Source organism: Lysinibacillus xylanilyticus (genome assembly GCF_001708185.1).
Classification (GTDB): domain Bacteria; phylum Bacillota; class Bacilli; order Bacillales_A; family Planococcaceae; genus Lysinibacillus; species Lysinibacillus xylanilyticus_A.
Genome location: NZ_MDDN01000001.1, coordinates 487469 through 509364, shown reverse-complemented (window position 1 = coordinate 509364; position 21896 = coordinate 487469). Strand labels below are relative to the sequence as shown.

Annotated in this window: 20 protein-coding genes; all 20 read left to right on the top strand. The window is 38.4% G+C overall.

Going from position 1 to position 21896, the window contains the following annotated elements:
* The first annotated feature begins 369 nt into the window (after nt 1-369).
* The 20 genes from BFJ97_RS02565 to mutL all read left to right on the top strand — a co-directional run bounded on the left by BFJ97_RS02565 (nt 370) and on the right by mutL (nt 21730).
* On the top strand, nt 370-1077 hold the full coding sequence (locus tag BFJ97_RS02565) for a lantibiotic protection ABC transporter ATP-binding protein (protein ID WP_068983079.1): 708 nt from the start codon (nt 370-372) through the stop codon (nt 1075-1077).
* Nucleotide 1078: 1 nt separating this feature from the next.
* A complete protein-coding gene (locus tag BFJ97_RS02560) occupies nt 1079-1807 on the top strand; it encodes a lantibiotic immunity ABC transporter MutE/EpiE family permease subunit (RefSeq protein ID WP_068983078.1) in 729 nt (242 codons plus the stop codon).
* A 3-nt stretch (nt 1808-1810) separates the two neighbouring features.
* Nucleotides 1811-2566 carry a lantibiotic immunity ABC transporter MutG family permease subunit gene (locus tag BFJ97_RS02555; RefSeq protein ID WP_068983077.1) on the top strand — a complete coding sequence of 252 codons (756 nt, stop codon included), beginning with the start codon at nt 1811-1813 and terminating at the stop codon, nt 2564-2566.
* A gap of 23 nt (nt 2567-2589) precedes the next feature.
* Complete coding sequence (locus BFJ97_RS02550; protein WP_068983076.1) at nt 2590-3252, top strand: response regulator transcription factor; 663 nt, start codon at nt 2590-2592, stop codon at nt 3250-3252.
* On the top strand, nt 3240-4625 hold the full coding sequence (locus BFJ97_RS02545; protein ID WP_068983075.1) for a sensor histidine kinase: 1386 nt from the start codon (nt 3240-3242) through the stop codon (nt 4623-4625). The genes BFJ97_RS02550 and BFJ97_RS02545 overlap by 13 nt, the downstream gene beginning before the upstream one ends.
* A gap of 248 nt (nt 4626-4873) precedes the next feature.
* Nucleotides 4874-5251, top strand: a complete 378-nt coding sequence (locus tag BFJ97_RS02540) for an ELKS/Rab6-interacting/CAST family protein (protein ID WP_223552643.1) — start codon at nt 4874-4876, stop codon at nt 5249-5251.
* 235 nt (nt 5252-5486) lie between these two features.
* Nucleotides 5487-6575, top strand: coding sequence for an ABC transporter substrate-binding protein (locus BFJ97_RS02535; RefSeq protein ID WP_068983073.1), 1089 nt, complete (start codon nt 5487-5489; stop codon nt 6573-6575).
* Nucleotides 6565-7401 carry an alkaline phosphatase family protein gene (locus tag BFJ97_RS02530; RefSeq protein ID WP_068983072.1) on the top strand — a complete coding sequence of 279 codons (837 nt, stop codon included), beginning with the start codon at nt 6565-6567 and terminating at the stop codon, nt 7399-7401. The genes BFJ97_RS02535 and BFJ97_RS02530 overlap by 11 nt, the downstream gene beginning before the upstream one ends.
* A 185-nt stretch (nt 7402-7586) precedes the next feature.
* A complete protein-coding gene (locus tag BFJ97_RS23945; RefSeq protein ID WP_139114364.1) occupies nt 7587-7781 on the top strand; it encodes a hypothetical protein in 195 nt (64 codons plus the stop codon).
* 47 nt (nt 7782-7828) lie between these two features.
* A complete protein-coding gene (locus tag BFJ97_RS02525) occupies nt 7829-8671 on the top strand; it encodes an ABC transporter permease (protein ID WP_175401657.1) in 843 nt (280 codons plus the stop codon).
* A complete protein-coding gene (locus BFJ97_RS02520; protein ID WP_068983071.1) occupies nt 8671-9456 on the top strand; it encodes an ABC transporter permease in 786 nt (261 codons plus the stop codon). Before BFJ97_RS02525 ends, BFJ97_RS02520 begins: the two co-directional genes overlap by 1 nt.
* Complete coding sequence (locus BFJ97_RS02515) at nt 9453-10454, top strand: ABC transporter ATP-binding protein (RefSeq protein ID WP_068983070.1); 1002 nt, start codon at nt 9453-9455, stop codon at nt 10452-10454. The genes BFJ97_RS02520 and BFJ97_RS02515 overlap by 4 nt, the downstream gene beginning before the upstream one ends.
* A complete protein-coding gene (locus tag BFJ97_RS02510) occupies nt 10451-11236 on the top strand; it encodes a DeoR/GlpR family DNA-binding transcription regulator (RefSeq protein ID WP_068983069.1) in 786 nt (261 codons plus the stop codon). Before BFJ97_RS02515 ends, BFJ97_RS02510 begins: the two co-directional genes overlap by 4 nt.
* Nucleotides 11233-12237 (top strand): histidinol phosphate phosphatase domain-containing protein, encoded by a 1005-nt coding sequence (locus tag BFJ97_RS02505; RefSeq protein WP_068983068.1) that lies wholly within the window; start codon nt 11233-11235, stop codon nt 12235-12237. The genes BFJ97_RS02510 and BFJ97_RS02505 overlap by 4 nt, the downstream gene beginning before the upstream one ends.
* A 99-nt stretch (nt 12238-12336) precedes the next feature.
* A complete protein-coding gene (locus tag BFJ97_RS02500; protein WP_068983488.1) occupies nt 12337-13581 on the top strand; it encodes a carboxylate--amine ligase in 1245 nt (414 codons plus the stop codon).
* A 697-nt stretch (nt 13582-14278) separates the two neighbouring features.
* Nucleotides 14279-15823: a tRNA (N6-isopentenyl adenosine(37)-C2)-methylthiotransferase MiaB gene (gene miaB, locus BFJ97_RS02490; protein WP_068983066.1), complete on the top strand. Its 1545-nt coding sequence runs from the start codon at nt 14279-14281 to the stop codon at nt 15821-15823.
* Nucleotides 15824-16261: a RicAFT regulatory complex protein RicA family protein gene (locus BFJ97_RS02485; RefSeq protein WP_068983065.1), complete on the top strand. Its 438-nt coding sequence runs from the start codon at nt 15824-15826 to the stop codon at nt 16259-16261.
* A gap of 218 nt (nt 16262-16479) precedes the next feature.
* Nucleotides 16480-17145, top strand: coding sequence for an outer spore coat protein CotE (cotE, locus tag BFJ97_RS02480; protein WP_254660102.1), 666 nt, complete (start codon nt 16480-16482; stop codon nt 17143-17145).
* A gap of 128 nt (nt 17146-17273) precedes the next feature.
* The gene (mutS, locus tag BFJ97_RS02475; RefSeq protein WP_068983064.1) at nt 17274-19844 is read left to right on the top strand and encodes a DNA mismatch repair protein MutS; all 2571 of its coding nucleotides are present in this window, start codon (nt 17274-17276) and stop codon (nt 19842-19844) included.
* A gap of 14 nt (nt 19845-19858) precedes the next feature.
* Nucleotides 19859-21730, top strand: a complete 1872-nt coding sequence (gene mutL / locus BFJ97_RS02470; protein ID WP_068983063.1) for a DNA mismatch repair endonuclease MutL — start codon at nt 19859-19861, stop codon at nt 21728-21730.
* Nucleotides 21731-21896: the final 166 nt, after the last annotated feature.

Genomic DNA, 21896 nt, shown 5'->3' with positions numbered 1-21896 from the left:
CCCAAGGAGTCGCTCAGTCTCCACTCCAATCAACCACTTCACTTACCGTGTATCTTTTGGCATGCCACTTTGGTTAAAGTTAAACTTCAGCAATTATGTTTATCTGTACGAAAGTGAAGCGACAGCAAATGTAAATCACTTCACTGTAACAAGCTATTCTGTTTGATTATGGTGAGTAGTCATAGTGTTCATTTTTGGAATGGACAAAAAGTTCTACTATATCGTTGATTTCCGTTTATTTAAAGCGTTACAACATTCACAAGCCTTGGCCAAATTGATTTTCATAGTGACCACAAAAATTTTCGATATCCTTATAAAATCCTTATAATCATTTTTTACACTATAATCATCGAAAGGAAGATGATTATTATGGGAGATATTATTTTACAAACAGAAAATCTTAGCAAAAGCTTTAAGAGGCAAAAAATTGTAGAGGATCTGTCGTTAACGATACCTCGCAATACTGTTTATGGTTTGCTTGGTCCAAATGGTGCTGGGAAATCGACTACGTTAAAAATGATTACGGGTATGTTGCGTCCGAATGCAGGAAAGATACTTTTTAATGGACGTGAATGGAATCGCAATGATTTACAAGACATTGGTGTATTAATTGAAACACCACCGCTTTATGAAAATTTAACGGCAAGAGAAAATCTCAAGGTTCGAACGATTGCCCTCGGATTGCCGCAGTCACGTATTGACGAAGTATTAAAAATTGTTGATTTGACCAATACAGGAAAAAAACGAGCAGGACAGTTTTCATTAGGGATGAAACAACGCCTAGGGATAGCTATTGCGCTATTAAACTATCCAAAGCTGTTAATTCTTGATGAGCCTACAAATGGTCTTGATCCAATCGGTATTCAAGAGCTTCGAAAACTAATAAGATCTTTTCCAGAGCAAGGTATTACAGTTATTTTATCAAGCCATATACTGTCAGAAGTAGAGCAGGTCGTTGATGAAATTGGCATCATTTCAGATGGTAAATTAGGATATCAGGGGGTTGCCCCACAAGGTCAGGAATTAGAATCATTATTTATGCAAGTAGTGTCTACTAATAGAAAGGTAGGCATATAAAATGATTTCAATAATGAAGGCTGAAAGATTAAAATGGAAAAAGACTTATATTCCTAAATTAGTTTGGCTAGCCCCCATCGTGACACTGTTACTGAGTGCATCTTTAATGGGAGGAAGTTTTTTTCAAAAGGGGGCTTATAATTGGTGGTATTCAATGCTCCTACCAGGTGCACTGACAATATGTTGTGCGTTAGCGATAGAAAAAGATGCTAAATTGAAATATCATAGCATCCTCGCAATGCCGATCAACCTCAAAAAGATATGGTTTGGCAAAATCCTTACTTGTAGTGCCTGGTTGCTACTCATTACGCTCATTTTCTTTGCAGGTATTACTGCTGGCGGAATACTTTTTGGTCATAGCTTTCCTTTAACAAAAAGTCTTGCAGGTAGTTTATTAATTTTCTTAACGATGTTATGGCAAATTCCACTTTGTCTATTTCTTGCGGCAAAATTGGGTACTTATATAACTATTTTAATCAATCTGGTTGGCAATATTGTGGGGATCGTAGCACTTGCAGATGGGGAGTTTTGGTTTAGCGTTCCTTATGGCATTACAGCAAGACTAATTTGTCCAACTCTTGAGATTTTACCAAATGGTTTGCCAGTGCCTGAAGGTAGCCCGTTATTAAGCATGTCGGTTATAGTTCCAGGTATATTGATTGCTTTAACATGGTTTGCGTTAATCAGCTTCCTTACTGCACGTTGGTTTCAAAAAAGGGAGGCGAAATAGTTCATGGTAATGTTAAGATTACTTAGAGCAGAGCTCCTTAAAACAAAAAGAACGCCTTTTTTGCTTACACATCTAATTGTACCTATTATTATTTCTGGGCTGTTTTTAGCATACTATTCATATTCGCCATGGAATTTTGCATGGAAAATATCCGGTTATTTTCAGGCTCTTTCGTGTGGGTTTCCAATTATTATTGGATTAGTTTGTGCAATGGCAGCGGAGCAAGAAGCAAATGCAGGACATTTTCAGGGGATGCTAACAGCTACTAAAATAAAAATAGTGGCCTATTTAAGCAAGTTGATACTGTTATTGTTATTTAGTTTTGGAGCAATATTATTGTCCTTCGGTATTTTTAGTATTGGTTTTATTGAACTTTTGCATGAAGATACTTTTGGTTATCAATTTTATTTCATAGCTGGATGTATTCTATTTGTAAGCTTTGCATTTTTATATATTTTACATTTATTTGTTAGCCTTCATTTTGGTAAAGGTGCCTCTATCGGATTAGGTATTGTCGGCTCACTAATAGTAGCCTTACTCCTCACTGGACTAGGTGATGGTATTTGGTCATTTATACCTTATGGTTGGGGTGGTCACTTTATTTCATTATGGGAAATGAAGGAGTCAGGGCTTGACCTATCGACGGTGGAAATAGGACTACAGGAAGGTATTATTGCTTCAATTTGTGGAACATTGTTCGCATTAGTCCTATCTTGTTTATGGTTTTGGAAATGGGAAGGAAGAAAAACAGAAAGTTAGGGAAAAATGATGAGGGTAGAAGTATGGCAAAAATATTAGCAGTAGATGATGAAAAAGATATTTTAGTATTGATAAAAAATGCATTACTAAAAGACGAACATTTAGTAACGGCAATTTCTGACGCGACAGAAGTAAGTAAAATGGATCTTGGTACCTTCGATTTAATTTTATTGGATGTGATGATGCCTGAAATTGATGGATTTACTTTATGTGGCCAAATACGTCATGCTGTAGATTGTCCTATCCTTTTTTTAACGGCTAAATCATTGGAGGAAGACCTTATGTATGGGCTAGGTCTTGGCGCAGATGATTATATTATCAAACCGTTTGGAATTGGGGAACTACGTGCAAGAGTGAATGCTCATTTGAGACGCGAAAAAAGAGAAAGGCGTAGCATTCTTTTTATAGATAACGTCCACTTCAATCTATCTGGCAAAGAGCTGTTTGTAAATGATGAGAAGATAATACTGACAAAAAGCGAATATGAAATATGCGAATTTCTAGCTCGAAATCGAGGGCAGGTATTTTCTAAAGAAAAGATTTATGAAACTGTTTTTGGGTTTGATGGGAAGAGTGACAGTACCGCTATTACTGAGCATATTAAAAATATTCGTTCAAAGCTACATGCTTTTAATGTTGATGCCATTGACACTGTTTGGGGGATTGGATATAAATGGAGACAATGAAGCCTGCTAAAGGAACACGATTACATACTTTTTTTCTTCGATATCTCCTTTTCCTAAGTTTAGGTGTTATTCTGTTAGTGGTCCTACTGATCTGTTTAACGATGTTTGCCCTTTCTACCAACATCGTATTACCAGCAAATTATGAAGAAACTCAAATTTCATTATCAAGGGATCGTATTGCGTCTAGTAGTTCGGTTACAGCTGATATGATCCCAGACCTTGTTGATTACGTAGTATTTTCTAAAGAAGGTAAACTTCTTGCAGGAAATCTTTCAGAGAAGGAAGCTTCAAAAGCTTGGGATGCAATGAAAAAAGAGCAAACCCGAGGTGTCAGCCAATTTTACTCGTTTATAGAGCGAGAAAATGAGATTTGTATATTAAAATACAATATAGTGCCGCAGTATCGTTCGGCTATTATGAGGAAGTATTTACCCAATCCACAGCTTTTAGATATTCTATTATTTATTATAGGGGTTATAACGCTAGCAACTGTCCTAGCGATTCATTTTGGAGGAAATCTTAAGAAAAAAATGTTTGGCTTACAGGAAGCGATTGAAAAAATACAAAATCAAAATTTAGATTTTACGATTAACTCTTCAGGAATCCGTGAAATAGATGAAATATCGATTTCTCTCGAGCAGATGAAAGAGGCCTTAAATAGTTCGTTAAAACAGCAATGGGAAAATGAGCAGACTCGTAGAGAGCAAATTTCTGCTCTTGCCCACGATCTGAAAACACCTCTTACAATTATTCGGGGAAATGCAGAGCTCTTACAGGACACTGTTCAAGACGATATACAAAGAGAATATAATGACTATATTTTGAAAAATACAATTAAAATAGAAAAATTCACGAAAGAGTTAATTGATTTATCAAAGATGGAGAAAAATATCGTTCGTGAAAAAACAAACGTTAAAACGGATGCATTTATGACAGAAATAGAGCATCAAATGAGAGCTCTTTCTCTAGAGAAAAAGCTTCAAGTGGCTGTCCAAAAGGAAATGCTTCCTGATCATATATTTATCGATGAAGAGCAGTTCTATCGTGCAATTTTTAATGTCATTGCCAATGCTGTAGAGCACACACCTGAAAATGGAAGGGTGACATTAACTGCTCAAGGTGCTGCGGATTTTATGCAATTTACGGTTACCGATAGCGGCTGTGGATTTTCTCCGAGAGATTTAAAAGAGGCTACCAAACAATTTTATCGCGGAGATCCAAGCAGAAACGCAGGAAGTCACCATGGGATGGGACTTTATATCGCCCAATCCATTGTTCAGAGTCATGGTGGAACACTGCAAATTGCCAATGATTTATCAGCTGGTGGAGGGAAAGTGACCATAACAATCCCAATCAATGTTGCCATGGGATAATTGCCCTGTCGCTTCGCTTTCTCACAGCAACAAAGCGCCCAGCCAGAACGGAAATCAACCTCACGTTATGGTATGAGCTTTATAAAAATGCTTGGTTAACACTACTGATAAAATATCTTGAGAAAAGAATGATTTTGGCAAATTTGCTAATATCATTCTTTTTTGTTTTGGCAGAAAGGAAAAAAGGGGAGCCTGTCCGGGCAATATTATTGTAAAAAATGCTACAATAAAAGAAAAAAGAAGAGGCGATGCACGTGGATAACGTCATTGATTTTGTCGCAAAGAAAAGAGAGCGTGAAGAAAGGCAGCGTGCGCAGGATTTAGAAAGGTACGTTGCGACACAATGTAATTTTCAACAACCAGAAAAAATTGATGCACTTGTTGATGAAAAGATAATTGAAGTGAAAGATCATACATTATTTCTAGGTTTTTTATCCATTTTAAAAGATGAAAAAATTGACCCGCTTGATATTTTTCAGGATGTTTTTACATTAGAGCCTGCTCGCTTTGAGATGTCCTACAATATGAGATGGTGGTCGGTTGTGCAGCTTGCATTTACATTTTTAACAATTTTAAAGGAGAACGAGCCGCATACATATGCAGACTTTCTTGGTTTTTCTGAATAATCTAGAGTGTGTGCACGTCTTGAAATACTACATAAACGTGCGCATACCTAACTAGATTCTTTTTATCTTCCCCTCAAATAAATGTATATCTTTACAATTTCCCCATTAAATCAATAATTTCTATATAATTTTTACTGAATATTTTAAATTCCTCCATACTTGCTTAATGTTTGTTTTATAACATAACGGTTGTAAGCAAATAAAAATAAACAAAAACAAATGGAGGTTCCAACTCATGGCAATTCAAAAGTTGTGGAAGAAAGGTCTAATCGGTGCATTAGCAATTTCGATGTTGGCAGCTTGTTCTGACAGTTCGTCTAGTTCCAAGGAGGTAAACAGTGATTTAACGCTTGAAGAAATTACGAAAAAAGCAAAAGAAGAAGGCACTGTAAATTCTGTCGGTATGCCAGACACGTGGGCAAACTGGGTGGAGACTTGGGAAGAACTTGGTACGGAATATAGCCTAAAGCATAAGGATACCGATATGTCGAGTGCCGAGGAGCTAGCAAAGTTTGAGGCAGAAAAGGACGATGCGACTGCAGATATTGGCGACGTAGGAATTGCCTTTGGTCCGATTGCTAAGGACAAAGGTTTAACATTACCGTACAAAACATCTTATTGGGATGAGATACCTGACTGGGCAAAAGATGATGAAGGGCATTGGGTTGTAGGCTATACAGGTACGATTGCATTTTTAACTGATAAAAACAACGTCAAAAACGCTCCAAAATCTTGGGAGGATATTAAAAACGGAGATTACACTGTCAGCATTGGTGATGCACTTACAGCAAACCAAGCACAGTTTGCTATTTTAGCAGCTGCTATGGCTTTTGGTGGCGACGAATCAAATATCCAACCAGGGATAGACTTTTTCGCAGACTTAGCAAAACAAGGGCGTTTACAAGGTGATCCATCTGTAGCGAATTTAGAAAAGGGTGAAATTGACGTAGCCATCTTATGGGATTTTAATGCGCTTGGCTACCGTCACCAAATCGATGAGAAACGTTTTGATGTAGTCATTCCATCAGAAGGATCTGTCACATCAGGATATGCAACGATCATTAATAAATACGCAAAAAATCCTCATGCAGCCATGTTAGCTCGAGAGTATATTTTATCTGATGCAGGTCAAGAAAATTTAGCGAAAGGTTATGCTCGCCCAATTCGTGACAAGGTTCAATTATCTCAAGATGTTAAGGAGCTATTATTACCTGCAGAAATGTACAAAAACGCACAGCCAGTAAAAGATCAGAAGAAATGGGAAGAAACTACAAAACAAATTCCACAACTATATCAAGAGCAGGTATTAATTCATGCAAAATAATAAAGTTGTCTTAATTGTTGTAGACGCTCTTCGTTTTGATACAGCTTGTACCCATATGGGATTTATGCACCATTTAGTTGAACGCAATCTTGCAGCACGTTATAAGGTTTGTTCGGAGGTCCCATCTTTATCAAGACCTTTATATGAAACGATTTTAACGGGGACACCACCTATTGTACATGGTGTGACGAGCAATATGACCGTACGTTTGTCCACGCAAAATAGTTTATTTCATTTAGCGAAAGAAAACGGTCTGTCTACAGCGGCAGCTGCCTATTATTGGGTAAGTGAGCTATACAATCGTGCTCCATTTGTGCATATGGAGGACAGGCTACAATTGGATACGCAGTTGCCGATTGAGAATGGCTTGTTCTATTTTGAGGATCACTACCCAGACAGTCATTTATTTGCTGAAGCTGCATGGCTAATGGATCAAAAGCAACCAGATTTCTTGTATATACATCCGATGAATGTAGATGACGATGGCCATAAATTTACAGCTGACTCAGCACAGTATCGTAATCGTGTTTTAGCCATCGACGTCTTACTATCATTATTTATTCCAAAATGTCTTGAACAGGGTTATGAGGTGATCGTGACAGCTGATCATGGGATGACGAGTGATGGTAATCATGGAGGAACAACAGCTGAGGATCGTCATGTACCGATGTTTGTTATTTCAAATCGCGTTAAAGCAGGCATTAAGGATGAGATTGTATCACAGTTACAAATTGCTCCGCTGTGCTGTCATTTATTGAATATCGAACCTTCTGATGAAATGGTGCCCCTGTTATTAGAGGGGATGCAATCTTTAAAAAGGGCTTAATTTTAATTATTTATTCAGACTTTGAAGATATATCGGAACAATTTTAGCATTTATCGGAACAAAATCACGTTTTATCGGAACAATTTTAACATTTATCGGAACAAAATCACGTTTTATCGGAACAATTTTAACATTTATCGGAACAAAATCTCATTTTATCGGAACAATTTCAGTTTTTATCAACTATGGGCGACTTCTGGGGATTAGCGGCTCATCTGACGCCCCCAGGAAGCTTTGCTCTGTGCGAAAGCGAAGCGTCAGCGGCAATGTTTTCTCTGTGCGAAAGCGAAGCGACAGCAACAATGTTTTCTCTGTGCGAAAGCGTAGTGCTAACGAAGCGGAAATCAACCTCACGTTATAATGATGAACCTTCTTATTAATAAAAATGATTAATCTAAATAATAGCCGCTATTAAATAAAGAAAGAAGTGATTGTTTTGATTTCGAAGCGGCAAACAGTTGCCTGGCTTTCCCCGTTCCTAGTACTTGTCTTGTTATTTTTCTTAGTACCATTACTGTATATGCTAATAACAAGCTTTCAAAATAGTGATGGATTTACACTTGCACACTATCAATCTGTACTAACGAATGATTACATTTTACAGGGCTTTAAAAATAGCATTACACTGTCCGTTATTTCGGCAGTCATTGCCTTAATGGTTACTCTATTTGCAGTTTATGCGATTATGAGATTTTCTGAGCCAGTACGTGAGAAGATTTTAATATTAACAAACTTAACATCAAATTTCTCAGGTATTCCATTAGCATTTGCCTTTATCGTATTACTCGGAAACAGCGGGCTCTTTACCTTGCTATTCGATCAATGGGGGATCGACGCATTATCGTCATTTTCTCTTTATAGCTGGGGTGGCTTGTTACTTATTTATATTTATTTTCAGCTACCGTTAGCGCTAATGCTTTTATACCCAATTTATGATGGAATTCAGCAACAATGGAAGGAAGCAGCGGCACTGCTAGGAGCGTCTACATGGCAATTTTGGGTGAAGATTGGTGTTCCTGTAATGCTTCCTGGGATAGTTGGAACATTTAGTGTATTGTTTGCCAATGCAATGGGAGCGTATGCCTCAGCCTATGCGCTAACTAGTAGTAGTTACAATTTAGTCGCCATTCGTATTGGTTCTCTTATTCAAGGAGATATTTTTGCCCAGCCAGAGCTGGCAAGTGCGATTGCTGTAATATTAGCAGTAACGATGGTGATGGCAATGCTGTTAAGTGAATGGAGTATTTCAAAAACAAGGAGGAAGTTATAGTGAAAAAAAGAGGCTTTGCTGATTTATTCTTCCTTCTGTTAGTAGTTTATTTGGTGTTGCCAGTTGGTGCAACAATGCTTTATGCCTTTGCGACGAATTGGAATAAGACCATTTTGCCAGAAGGATTGACATTGAAATGGCTTGCTACCTTATTTCAGGATGCAGAATTTATACAGGCGTTTGGACGCTCTGTTTTATTGTCGAGTGGGGCTGTAATAATCGCATTGCTCGTGATCGTACCAGCCATTTTCGTCATCGTGTTGTATTTTCCAAAATACGAAAAATGGATTCAGATGGCAGTTGTTATGGTGTATTCATTTCCGGGAATTATTTTAGCAGTCGGGCTCATTCGTGTTTATAGCCAATTTGATGTGCCAATGATTTTAGTCGTTTTAGGGGCCTATGTCATCGGAATCCTTCCGTACATTTACCAAGGGACACGCAATAGTTTACGCAATGTAGATGCTCGGCAGCTTTTAGATGCAGCGCAATTACTGGGAGCATCGAAATTGCAGGCATTTAGCAAAATATTATTACCTACTGTTTACCCAGGCTTATTTGCAGGTGCATTATTATCGTTTTCTGTACTTTTTGGAGAGTTTGTACTGATTAATTTAGTTGTGGGTTCTCGCTTTGAAACGGTACAAATTTATTTAATGAAAAAACTTAGTACAAGTGGACATATTGCCAGTGCAGTTGTCTTTATTTATATCGTTCTTATGGGCTTATTAACGTTCGTGATTGCAAAATTAATGAAACGATCGAAAGGTGCTACAAATCTATGAGTTATCTTGTTATTGAAGGACTTCATAAAAAATATGGACAATCAACTGTTTTGACAAATATAGATATGAAGATTGAAAAAGGTGAATTTATAACTCTGTTAGGTCCTAGTGGCTGTGGTAAGAGTACTATTTTACGTATTGTAGCAGGATTAACAGATGCATCGGCTGGCCAAATTGTCATTGAAGGTAAGGATATGATGGGTGTTCAACCAAAGGATCGCCAAGTTGGTATGGTATTTCAATCATATGCACTATTCCCAAATATGACGGTGAAGGAAAATGTAGCCTTTGGTTTACGCATGCAAAAAGTAAATACTTCTGAAGTTGACCAGCGTGTTCAAGAAATGCTTGCGCTTGTCCACTTATCTGAAAAAGCAAATGCTTATCCGAAAGAATTGTCTGGCGGTCAACAGCAGCGTGTTGCCCTTGCTCGTGCTTTAATTGTCCGACCAAAAGTGTTGTTGCTAGATGAACCACTCAGTGCACTAGATGCCCAAATTCGTAAAAAATTACAGGCAGATTTACGAGCCATTCAACAAAAGCTAGGCATAACGATGATGTTAGTAACGCATGATCAAGAGGAAGCGATGGCTGTTTCCGATAGAATATTTGTAATGAACAATGGGATGATTGCGCAATGTGGAACCCCTACGGCGATTTATACAAGCCCTGAAAGTGAATTTATCGCTAATTTTATTGGACATTACAATGTTTTTACGCGTCCAGCTCTTGAGAACATGATTGGCGAGACGTTACCAAAGGAATGTTCAAAATTTGCAATTCGACCTGAAGCCATTCATCTCGATCAGAGACAGGGGGATGTTTGTATGACTGGAGAGGCGAAGCAGTCGTTAATGAGCGGCAATGTTATTCGAACAACGTTTGAGGGTGAATGTTTCTTTACAATGGAGCAGCTCCATCAACGAGGATATTCGTTTGAGCTGGGCAAAAAATATACGTGCTATGTGGCAAGGGAAGATGTGATTGCATTATCATGACGTATGCAAAAATTGAACGATTTGAATTTATTTTAAAGCAATTAGAGGTTGATGAGAAAATTGTTGTTGCCAATATTGCGGAAGAATTACAAGTGGCACCTGAAACGATTCGCAGAGATTTTGATGAGCTAGAGCAACAGCGTTTATTAACGAGAGTACACGGAGGAGCTGTCAAGTATACACACGTTAGAAATGAACCAGTATTTTTGCGCAAGCTGCAAATGCAAAAAGAGGCAAAACGTAATATAGCTCGTTTGGCAGCTAGACGTATATGTGATGGGGATACAATTGCTGTTGATACCGGTACAACGACGGTGCATATCGCAGATTTTTTACTGGCAGTCGATGATATAACGGTCGTCACGAATTCCATAGCTGCTGCAGTACAATTTAATTTGGCTATTGAAGAGCGACGAATGACGGGTAAGGTAATTTTACTCGGAGGAACGACGAATCCAAGGCAATCCTCAGTAGCAGGAGCTATGACTTTGGAGGTATTAGGGAATATGAATTTTGATAAAGCATTTATATCATGTGGTGGTATTTGTGATGGTATCGTATACGATTACGATTTGGATGAATCGTTAATTTCTAAAAAAATGCTAGACCGTAGCAAGATGAACTTTTTATTAGCGGATGCATCTAAAATAAATGGTAAGTCCTTTTATCAAATATGTCACATCGAGGAGTGCTCGGAAATTCTTTGTGATATTGCTTGTCCAGTGGAGTGGCAAGCATACGAGGAAAAGTGGACGGTATGTAATGGAGGGAAGAGCGGATGATTGATTATCATGTACATTTAGAAGAAGGTCCATATTCATTTCGTTGGCTAGAGCGTACTTCTCAAGCTATTCGTTTTTTTAATGAAGATGAAGCAGCACAAGGTTCTAAAGCATTTGTGGAGTGGCAAATACAGCAGTTGGCAAAGCGATTACAAAGTGGCTGCTATAGTGAGGAATGGTTAGATTTATATCTACAACAGGCTAAACAACTTGGTTTGCGCGAGGTTGGCATTGTCGACCATCTATATCGTTTTAAGGAGACGCGAACATATTTTGAGCGTTATATGCAGTTGGGTGATAACGAAGTTGGTAAAGTGCAGCGTTACTGGCTTGATCGTGTGATGACGGAAAGCATGGATGATTTTGTGTCAGCTATTAATCGAGCAAAGGCAAAGTGGAGTCGTCATGGTATTTCCTTAAAGCTTGGTATTGAGGCGGATTATTTTGTCGGTGGTGAGGAAGAATTAGCATCATTATTAGCAGCATATCAATGGGATTATGTCATCGGATCTGTCCATTTTGTGGAAGGCTGGGGCTTTGATAACCCTCAAACACAATACATATTTGAGGGTATGAATACAGCTACTTTACAGCAGAACTATACGCGTTTTTTTGCTACAGTAGAAAAAATGATCCTCTCCAATATGTTTGATTTTGTGGCACATTTGGACAACTTTAAAGTATTTGACTATCAAGTGAAGGATACGGTTTTTCTTGACTCTTGGTATGAAAGAATTGCAAAGGCACTTATGACAACACAAACTGCCACTGAAATAAATGCAGGCTTATATTATCGCTATCCAGTAAAGGAAATGTGCCCAGGACCTCGTTTCTTGCAAATTTTAATTGACCATGGTGTAGCCTTTACAATTTCCTCAGATGCACATTTCCCGGACGATTTAGGCAAGTATACATTTGTCAATGCAGAATTGCTTAAAAGCTTTGGTGTACAATCAATTGTAGGTTTTGAACAGCGTAAGAAAAAATTAATTCAGATTTAGCACACCGTAGTTCATAATACTTTTAGTTACATAAGTACAAGACAAATTGCATACAAATGATTAAATTCATTTATAAATGAGAGGCGAGTAAATTTGTCAATAAAAGTAGATCAAATCTTTTTGCCGGTAATCATACAATCTGGCCAAAATGCATATGGTGTAGCCCGCTCCTTTTACGAAGCGTACCGTATAAAAAGCCTTGTATTAGAACCCGCATTGAAAACAAAAGGCATTCGAACACTCTTGCTAGGTGGGACACGAGGAATAGCAACTCAAAATAGTCAAATCATCGACTTTCAATATGTGGACCGATTAGATGAACCAGACTATTTTGTACAAGCTTTAATAGACGTCGCGAAGCAGTTCAAAAATAAGAAACTAATCTTACTTGTAGGTGATTGTTATTATGCGGAGCTTATCATTACCAATAAACAGACGCTACAGCGATATTTCATTTTGCCTTATATAGATGAAGATTTAATGAAGCGGATTCGAACAAAGGAAGAGTTTTATAAGTGTTGTGATTTATATAATATTAAATATCCAAAAACGGTGGTAGTGACAAAGGAACATGCAATAAGTGATGTTCCATTTGATTATCCGATGATTATTAAACCATCGAATTCTGTCGAATATACAAGTTGTTCCTTCCCCGAGAAGAAAAAAGTATTTCTTGCAAACAATGAAGAAGAGAAGCAGCAGATTATTAGCAGTATTTATCGTTCTACATATAAAGATTCTTTAATTCTTCAAGAATTTATTCCAGGTGATGATTCTTATATTCGTGTATTAGATGTTTACGTAGGGAAGGATAAGAGGGTTAAATTGATGTGTTTAGGTAACAAACTTCTCGAAGATCCCTCACCACAAAATATTGGGACGTCTCTGGCGATTATGACGGATTTCGACGAACAGCTAATGGACAATATCCGTTATTTTTTAGAGGATATTGGATATGTTGGATATGCGAACATTGACATGAAATTAGATGTTCGTGACGGGGAATATAAAATATTTGAAATGAACTTACGATCGGGTGCTTCTAGCTATTATGTGACAGCGAGTGGTCATAATTTAATGCAGTATGTCGCTAATGATTATATATTCAATGCAAGTCAAGAGCTAACGTATGTTCAGACTAAGCATTTGTGGTCACTGATTCCAGAAAGTGTGTTGTTTAAAGGTTTGAAAAATGAAAAATTGAAAATAGAAGCCAAACGATTAATAAAACAGGGCAAATATTCGAATGCCCTATATTTTAAAGAAGATATGAACGTAAAACGATGGTCAAAGCTGAAACTATACAATTTTTATTTGAATCTAAAATATAAAAAGTACTACTAATAAGGTCAAGCTAAGCGCAGGGACACCTTTGATACAGAATCCTATCAAAGGTGTCCTATTCTTTTTGGGGAATTAAGGTAGCTAAGAGTAATTAAGGCTCATCACCAAAAGTTGTAGATGACATTTGTTAAGACGTATGTTTTGTTTATAAGTTGATTGGAGTGGAGGCTGGGCGACTCCTTGGGGATCAGCGATAGGGGAACGAAGGCTAAGGGCATCACTTCCTGTGATAACGCCTTCGTGACCAACATCGTTGCTGTTGCTGTCGCTGCGCTTTCGCACAGACAAAACCCTCTGCTGGCACTTCGTCAGGACTACGCTTTCGCGCAAAAAGCATCTGTTGGCACGAGACCCTGCAGCGAAGCGGTATGGGGAACGAAGGCTAAAAACATCACGTCCTGTGATAACGCCTTCGTGATCAACTTCCTGTCACTGCCGCTACGTTGCACTGCACTTTCGTACAAAAAACATCGATTGCCCCGACGCCCTTAGGAAGCTTTGCTCTGTGCGACAGCGGCAAATGTTTTATCCCCAGCAGGAACGGAAATCAATCATACGTTTTGGTAATAAGCCGTAATTAAGTCTAAACCACGACATTTAGTACGCAAACCTTGTAGGATGTAGCAATTATTAAGTATAATAGTAAAATGGGAATTCAAGTGTATGGAATTCGTTTGAAAGGAGTTACCTGATTGCGATGAATGAGGAACAACGTTTAGCTAATCAACAAGTCAATCAACCAAAAAAAGAAGACAAGCCTGAAAAGGATTATAGTAAATATTTTGAAACGGTCTTTACGGCACCTTCATTAAAAGATGCTAAAAAACGTGGGAAAGAAGAAGTTAAGTACCATAAGGACTTTAACATTGCAGCAGAGTTTGCAGGTATGGGCATAGGACGTACATTTTATATTCGTACCTATGGCTGCCAAATGAATGAGCATGATACAGAAGTAATGGCTGGGATCTTTATGCAGCTTGGTTATACGCCTACAGATGTGATCGATGAGGCTGACGTCGTGCTACTGAATACGTGTGCCATCCGTGAAAATGCAGAAAATAAAGTATTTGGAGAACTTGGTTTCCTGCTGAAATATAAACGTAAAAATCGAGAAATGCTTATTGGGGTTTGTGGCTGTATGTCACAGGAAGAATCCGTTGTAAATAAAATTTTAAGAAGCTATCCTCATGTCGATATGGTGTTTGGTACACACAATATTCACCGTCTACCAAACATTTTGAAAGAAGCATATATGTCAAAGGAAATGGTCATTGAGGTTTGGTCTAAAGAAGGCGATGTTATTGAGAATCTGCCGAAAAAACGTCTTGGCTCTATCAAAGCTTGGGTAAATATTATGTACGGCTGTGATAAGTTCTGTACGTATTGTATCGTACCTTATACGCGTGGTAAGGAGCGTAGTCGCCGTCCGGAAGAAATCATTGCTGAAGTTCGTGAACTAGCAGCTTCCGGCTATAAAGAAATTATGCTACTTGGACAAAATGTCAACGCTTACGGTAAGGATTTCGAGGATATTGATTACCGACTTGGTGATTTAATGGACGAATTACGAAAAATTGATATCCCGCGTATTCGCTTTACAACGAGTCATCCACGCGACTTCGATGATCATTTAATCGAAGTCCTTGCAAAACGTGGTAACTTAGTAGAGCATATTCACTTACCAGTACAATCTGGTTCGAATGAAGTGTTAAAAATTATGGCACGTAAATATACGCGTGAGCATTTCCTTGGATTAGTAGCAAAAATTAAAGCGGCTATTCCTGAAGTAACGCTAACGACTGATATTATTGTTGGCTATCCGAATGAAACAGAGGAGCAATTTGAAGAGACGTTAGCCTTGTACCGTGAAGTAGGCTTTGAAATGGCCTTTACTTATATTTACTCTCCTCGTGAGGGTACACCTGCTGCCAAAATGGTGGATAATGTACCTGAAGAAGTGAAAAAAGAACGTCTTCTGCGATTAAATGAGGTTGTAGGGGAATACTCTCGCAAAGCATTAGAGAGCATGAAGGGTGAAATTGTCGAAGTATTAGTCGAAGGTACAAGTAAAAAACGCGATGATGTGTTAGCTGGCTATACTCGTAAAAATCGACTTGTAAACTTTAAAGCCCCAGCAGATTTAATTGGTCAATTAGTGAAGGTGAAAATAGTTGAAGCTACTTCATATTCATTGAGTGGAGAATTCGTAGAAGTAGTAAAAAATGAAAAGGTGGAAGCGTAAATGACACAAGTATTATATACAAAAGAAGATCTAATCAAGAAGTCACACGAAATTGCGCATATGATTGCCAATACGCCAGAAGTTGAATTTTTCAAAAAGGCAGAAGCACAAATTAATGAAAACCAACAAGTACGTGAGCGTATTGCAAGTCTAAAAAGCCTACAAAAGCAAGCTGTTAACTTCCAACACTTAGGAAAAGAAAAAGCGCTGAAATTGATTGAAGACAAAATTGCTAAAATCGAAGAAGAAATCAACGCAATTCCAGTAGTCCAACAATTTAAAGAATCTCAAGGTGATGTAAATGATTTATTGCAATTAGTATCAAATACAATTGCTAACAATGTCACAAATGAGATTGTTCGCTCAACAGGCGGCGATGTACTACGTGGAGAAACTGGCTCATACGTAGCAAATACAAAACCAGGCAGCTGCTCATAAAAATAATAGAAGAAAAAGCTCGAATGAATGATTTCATTCGGGCTTTTCCTATTCAGGACACCTTAATTTCATTGACATTATAGTTTTTCAACAATATGAAAAGCTCGAATGATGTTATTAAGGCTATTTTTATGTGTTATTCTTCAATACTCGTGGAAGTTATCGTGATTTAGACATATGAAGTTAAATCCGGATGCAATTTAATTCTATAAAAATATATGTTCACCCAATGGGCGCTACCTGCATATGATGGAGTGAAAAGAGTCGAAGGAGGAATTGCGCTGAAACGTTTACGACAAATCGTGACGAAAGCAGTAGTTGCCAAAGGGAAGAAGAGAACGGAAGAACGTGTAACATTATGTCCATCAAATAAACCGACGAGTATTCTTGGTTGCTGGGTCATCAATCATACTTGCTCCGCAAAAAAAGTCGGTAAATTTGTAGAAGTATCAGGGAAATTTGATGTCAATGTCTGGTATGCCTATAGTAATCATTCGAAAACAGCAGTGTTTTCTGAAACGGTTCACTATAAAGACAAAGTGAAGCTCCATTTTAGAGATGGCGAAGTGAGTGTTAGTGATGAAGTTCGAGTGCGTGTAGTTCAAGAACCAAACTGCATAGAGGCAATCATTTCTCCATGCGGCACAAAATTTGAAATTGTAGTAGAACGCGAAGTCGTTGTAGAGGTAATGGGTGAAACGACGATTTGCATTAGTGTACATCCACTAGATTTCGAAGAGGAATGGAACTTTAAAGATGAGAGCTCATCTTCATCTAGCTCAAGCTCCAGCTCTAGCTCCAGTTCAAGTTCATCGTCTAGTTCTAGCGGAGAAGGAAGGTTTGTTTTAGAGTCCTCATCGTTTCCTGGTGAAAAACCAAGATAATACTAAAAGCCATATTTCTTTCATACATGCGAAACGCTAACATCTTAAAAAAGGTGAATGAGGCGTTTCGCATGTATCTTTTGTTATAATAAAAATATCTATATGGCAAGAGCGAGGTAAATTAAAAAATGACAACATACACACCGATGATGCAACAGTATTTACAGGTAAAGGAAGATTATAAGGATGCCTTTTTATTTTTTAGATTAGGCGATTTTTACGAGATGTTTTTTGAGGATGCAATTAATGCCTCACAAATTTTAGAAATAACATTAACGAGCCGGGATGCAGGTGCGAAAGAGCGTATTCCAATGTGCGGCGTTCCTCATCATTCGGCGAAAAATTATATTGAAACACTTGTGCAAAAGGGCTATAAGGTTGCCATTTGTGAGCAGACAGAAGATCCGAAGCAAGCAAAGGGTGTAGTGAAACGTGAAGTCGTACAACTTATTACACCGGGTACGATTATGGAAGGGAAAGCACTCGATGGTAAAACCAATCATTTTATTGGTGCGGCAGAGCAAATTGATGACAAAACATTCGGCTATGCATATTTAGACTTATCGACGGGTGAAGCAGTTGCTTCCTCTATTGAGGGCGATGGCAAAGCACTCTTAATGCAAATGCAGGCATATGGTATTCGTGAACTGATTGTAACGGATAGTTTACAGCTTTTGTTAGCGGAGCACGCAGTCAATGCGAGTATTGTGCTTTCCGTTGAAACGGATGAAATGACAATGGACAAAGTAGCAAGCTATTTAGAAGCGGTGCCAAATGAGTTACATGTTGTTTGTCTTCGTTTGCTTGCTTACATCGATAAAACGCAAATGCGTTCGTTATCACATATTCAAACATTTACGTATAATGAAATGAAAAATTATTTACGAATTGACTCTAGCTCAAAGCGTAATTTAGAGCTTATTCAATCTATACGCGGTGGCGATCAAAAAGGTACCCTATTATGGCTATTAGATGACACAGTAACTGCGATGGGTGGGCGAAAGTTAAAGCAATGGTTACATCAGCCTCTTGCAACACGTTCTGCCATTGAAGCAAGATTAGCAATCGTGACTGATTTATTGGAAGAGTATTTTGTAAGAACAGAGCTACAAGCCTCTTTAAAACAAGTATATGATTTAGAGCGTTTAGCTGGTCGTGTAGCTTTCGGGAATGTTGGTGGACGAGATTTAGCACAGCTACGTGATTCGTTACGTCAAGTACCTGCTATTCAGCAACAATTACTTAGTACCAATAAAGAAACATTGCATAAGTTAGGTGCAGCATTGGATATGTGTGAGGATGTAGAGGCACTATTAGCTCGTGCTATTACAGATAATCCACCAATTACGATAAAAGAAGGTGACGTTATTCGTGATGGCTATAATGAGCGATTAGATGAGCTACGCTATGCTTCTCGTAATGGAAAGGATTGGATTGCCCAGCTAGAGCAAGAAGAACGGACGAAAACAGGCATTAAAAACTTAAAAATCGGCTATAATCGAATTTTCGGTTATTATATTGAAATTACAAAATCCAACATCCATTTAGCTGATTTAACACGCTATGAACGTAAGCAAACTTTGGCAAATGCCGAGCGTTATATTACACAGGAGCTTAAAGAAAAAGAAGCATTAATATTAAATGCTGAAGAAGAAAGTTTAACGTTAGAGTACAACTTGTTTGTAGAAATACGCGATGAGTTAAAGGCGTTTATTCCACGTGTACAAGCGTTAGCGGCAAGTATTAGTGAATTAGATGTGCTTTTAAGCTTTGCGAGTGTTTCGGAGAAATATCGTTTTACGAAGCCTGAATTTCATGAAGGTCGTGCCCTTGAAATCATTGAGGGGCGCCATCCGGTTGTTGAGAAAATGCTCAATAAGCAAATGTATGTGCCGAATGATTGTGTACTTGAGGATACTAATAATATGATGCTTATTACAGGACCGAATATGTCCGGTAAAAGTACGTATATGCGTCAGGTTGCACTGATCGTTGTCATGGCACAAATGGGCTGTTATGTACCTGCTGAAAAAGCTAGATTACCGATTACAGATCAGATCTTTACACGTATCGGTGCAGCGGATGATTTAGCTGCTGGACAATCAACATTTATGGTGGAGATGTTAGAATCGCAGCACGCTATTATGCATGCTACGAAAAATAGTTTGATGTTGTTTGATGAAATTGGTCGAGGGACATCTACTTATGATGGCATGAGTCTTGCTCAATCGATGATGGAATATATCCATGATAAAATTGGGGCGAATACACTGTTTTCAACGCATTATCATGAATTAACAGCACTTGAAAAGGAGCTTCCTCGACTGCAGAATGTACACGTATCTGCTACTGAAAAAAATGGCACAGTTGTCTTTTTACACAAGGTGAAAAAGGGAGCTGCCGATAAATCTTATGGAATTCATGTAGCACAGCTTGCACAATTGCCAGCGGAAATTTTAACAAGAGCACGAGTTTTGCTTGAAAACTTCGAGGCTGGAACGGTAGTAGCTGAGTCCCAGGAGGAGGTTGCTGAACAGCCAGTGCAAATGTCACTATTTGCGGAGGCGGAACCAATCGCTCCAGCAGAGGCAGAGGTGCTTAAAAGCTTAGAAAAGGTAAATATTCTGGGCACTTCACCAATGCAAGCGATGAATATATTATATGAATTACAGCAGCAATTATTAAACGCAAAAAAGTAAAGGAGTGATGCGCTATGGGAAAAATACAAATTATGGACGAGTGGCTGTCCAATAAAATCGCTGCAGGGGAAGTAGTTGAAAGGCCAGCCTCTGTAGTCAAAGAGCTTGTTGAAAATGCGATTGATGCAGGAAGTACGTCCATTGATGTTTTTTTACTAGAAGCGGGCCTCACTTCAATTCAAATAATTGATAATGGTAGTGGCATGGATGAAGAGGATGCATTAATATCATTCTCTCGCCATGCAACAAGTAAAATCCATCAGGAGCATGATTTATTTCGAATTCGTACACTTGGCTTTCGTGGTGAGGCGTTAGCTTCAATTGCATCGGTGTCTAAAATGACACTCATTACGTCAAATGGTGAATCAGGTACTTATTTAGAGCTTGAAGGTGGACACGTCGCTACACATAAACCTGGTCCTTTGCGTAAAGGAACAGATATTACAGTGTCACAGTTATTTTTCAATACACCTGCTCGATTAAAATATATGAAAACAATACAGACCGAGCTTGGGCATACCATTGACCTAATGAACCGTCTTGCACTTGGAAATCCACAAATTGCGTTTAGATTGCTACATAACGGTCAGCAATTGTTACAAACAAATGGACGAGGTGACGTGCAGCAAGTATTAGCTGCCATTTACGGTGTGCATAATGCTAAGAAAATGGTGTCCTTCAATGGAGAGTCACACGATTATAAAATTTCTGGTTTTGTGTCATTACCGGAGGTGACTCGTGCTTCGAAAAACTATGTGTCGTTGTTTGTTAATGGTCGCTGGGTGAAGCATTATTTAGTACAAAAAGCGATTGTAGATGCCTATCATACGTATTTACCAATTGAGCGTTTTCCGATTGTAGCACTCTTTATCGAAGGTGATCCCTATTTAACAGATGTCAATGTTCATCCTGCTAAGCATCAAATACGTTTAAGTAAAGAACCAGAGCTTCTTAAACTAATTGAGGAAACAATACGGGAGCAAATACGCCATGTTATTCGCGTGCCGCAAATGGAAAAGAAGGAAAAAGTCGCGAAGCCTGCGACGGAGCAGTTAAATATATGGAAGCCGGCACCAAAGCTTAATGTGGAGAAAATGAATGCCATAGTAGAAAAGCTTTATGATGTGCAAACTGTTCAGGAGCAAAAACAATTAGAGCCTATAGTGGCAGAGCCCGTCCCTACTGTTATTGAAGGTAGCTGGCAGCCAACACCAATGATGGAAGCAAATCCTCCTGAAGAAATGACGCTAGAGGGGCTAGAGGAACCTAGAGAAGTTTTACAAGATGAGCCTATTAAAGAACCATTCCCTGCGCTTGAAGTAGTAGGGCAAATTCACGGTACGTATATTGTTGCACAGATGGAGGATGGCTTTTATTTAATCGATCAGCACGCTGCACAGGAGCGTATTAAATATGAATTTTTCCGTGAAAAGGTCGGTCAGGTAAACCCGAATGAACGACAGGCTTTATTGCTCCCGTTGACTTTCCATTATGCAGCTGATGAGGCGCTTCTTTTAAGAGAGAATAGACAGGAATTAGAAGCTGTCGGCGTATTTTTAGAGGAGTTTGGACAGTCCTCATTTGTCGTGAGAGAGCATCCTAGCTGGTTTCCTAAAGGGGAAGAACAGGAAATTATCGAGGACTTAATTGAACAGGTGCTGACAACTAAAAAGGCGGACGTTAAAAAAATGCGTGAGGCAGCAGCGATTATGATGAGCTGTAAAAAATCGATAAAGGCCAATTATTATTTAACGAAAGAGCAAATGGAAACGTTATTACAAGATTTACGTAATGCTGATAATCCATTTACATGCCCACACGGACGTCCAGTACTTATTCATTTTACAACTTATGAAGTGGAGAAAATGTTTAAACGGGTAATGTAGTTGTAACGCCTGACATTTTAGAAAGGGGGACAATGTATTGCCACTCGTACATTGCTGTATAATACCTACGACTTGAAGTGGGATGAAGAACTTTGTACGCTATTAAATACCCTAATGTCAATGTTACTAGAGGTGAAAATTTCTTCAGAGATTTATACAAAGACTG

Bases quoted from the DNA above. Each gene is read 5' to 3' on its own strand.
- BFJ97_RS02565 (WP_068983079.1), top strand. From the start codon at position 370: ATGGGAGATATTATTTTACAAACAGAAAATCTTAGCAAAAGCTTTAAG.
- BFJ97_RS02555 (WP_068983077.1), top strand. From the start codon at position 1,811: ATGGTAATGTTAAGATTACTTAGAGCAGAGCTCCTTAAAACAAAAAGA.
- BFJ97_RS02530 (WP_068983072.1), top strand. From the start codon at position 6,565: ATGCAAAATAATAAAGTTGTCTTAATTGTTGTAGACGCTCTTCGTTTT.
- BFJ97_RS02535 (WP_068983073.1), top strand. From the start codon at position 5,487: ATGGCAATTCAAAAGTTGTGGAAGAAAGGTCTAATCGGTGCATTAGCA.
- miaB (WP_068983066.1), top strand. From the start codon at position 14,279: ATGAATGAGGAACAACGTTTAGCTAATCAACAAGTCAATCAACCAAAA.
- BFJ97_RS02515 (WP_068983070.1), top strand. From the start codon at position 9,453: ATGAGTTATCTTGTTATTGAAGGACTTCATAAAAAATATGGACAATCA.
- BFJ97_RS02560 (WP_068983078.1), top strand. From the start codon at position 1,079: ATGATTTCAATAATGAAGGCTGAAAGATTAAAATGGAAAAAGACTTAT.
- BFJ97_RS02545 (WP_068983075.1), top strand. From the start codon at position 3,240: ATGGAGACAATGAAGCCTGCTAAAGGAACACGATTACATACTTTTTTT.
- BFJ97_RS02540 (WP_223552643.1), top strand. From the start codon at position 4,874: ATGCACGTGGATAACGTCATTGATTTTGTCGCAAAGAAAAGAGAGCGT.
- BFJ97_RS02485 (WP_068983065.1), top strand. From the start codon at position 15,824: ATGACACAAGTATTATATACAAAAGAAGATCTAATCAAGAAGTCACAC.
- BFJ97_RS23945 (WP_139114364.1), top strand. From the start codon at position 7,587: ATGGGCGACTTCTGGGGATTAGCGGCTCATCTGACGCCCCCAGGAAGC.
- BFJ97_RS02505 (WP_068983068.1), top strand. From the start codon at position 11,233: ATGATTGATTATCATGTACATTTAGAAGAAGGTCCATATTCATTTCGT.
- cotE (WP_254660102.1), top strand. From the start codon at position 16,480: ATGTTCACCCAATGGGCGCTACCTGCATATGATGGAGTGAAAAGAGTC.
- BFJ97_RS02550 (WP_068983076.1), top strand. From the start codon at position 2,590: ATGGCAAAAATATTAGCAGTAGATGATGAAAAAGATATTTTAGTATTG.
- mutS (WP_068983064.1), top strand. From the start codon at position 17,274: ATGACAACATACACACCGATGATGCAACAGTATTTACAGGTAAAGGAA.
- BFJ97_RS02510 (WP_068983069.1), top strand. From the start codon at position 10,451: ATGACGTATGCAAAAATTGAACGATTTGAATTTATTTTAAAGCAATTA.
- mutL (WP_068983063.1), top strand. From the start codon at position 19,859: ATGGGAAAAATACAAATTATGGACGAGTGGCTGTCCAATAAAATCGCT.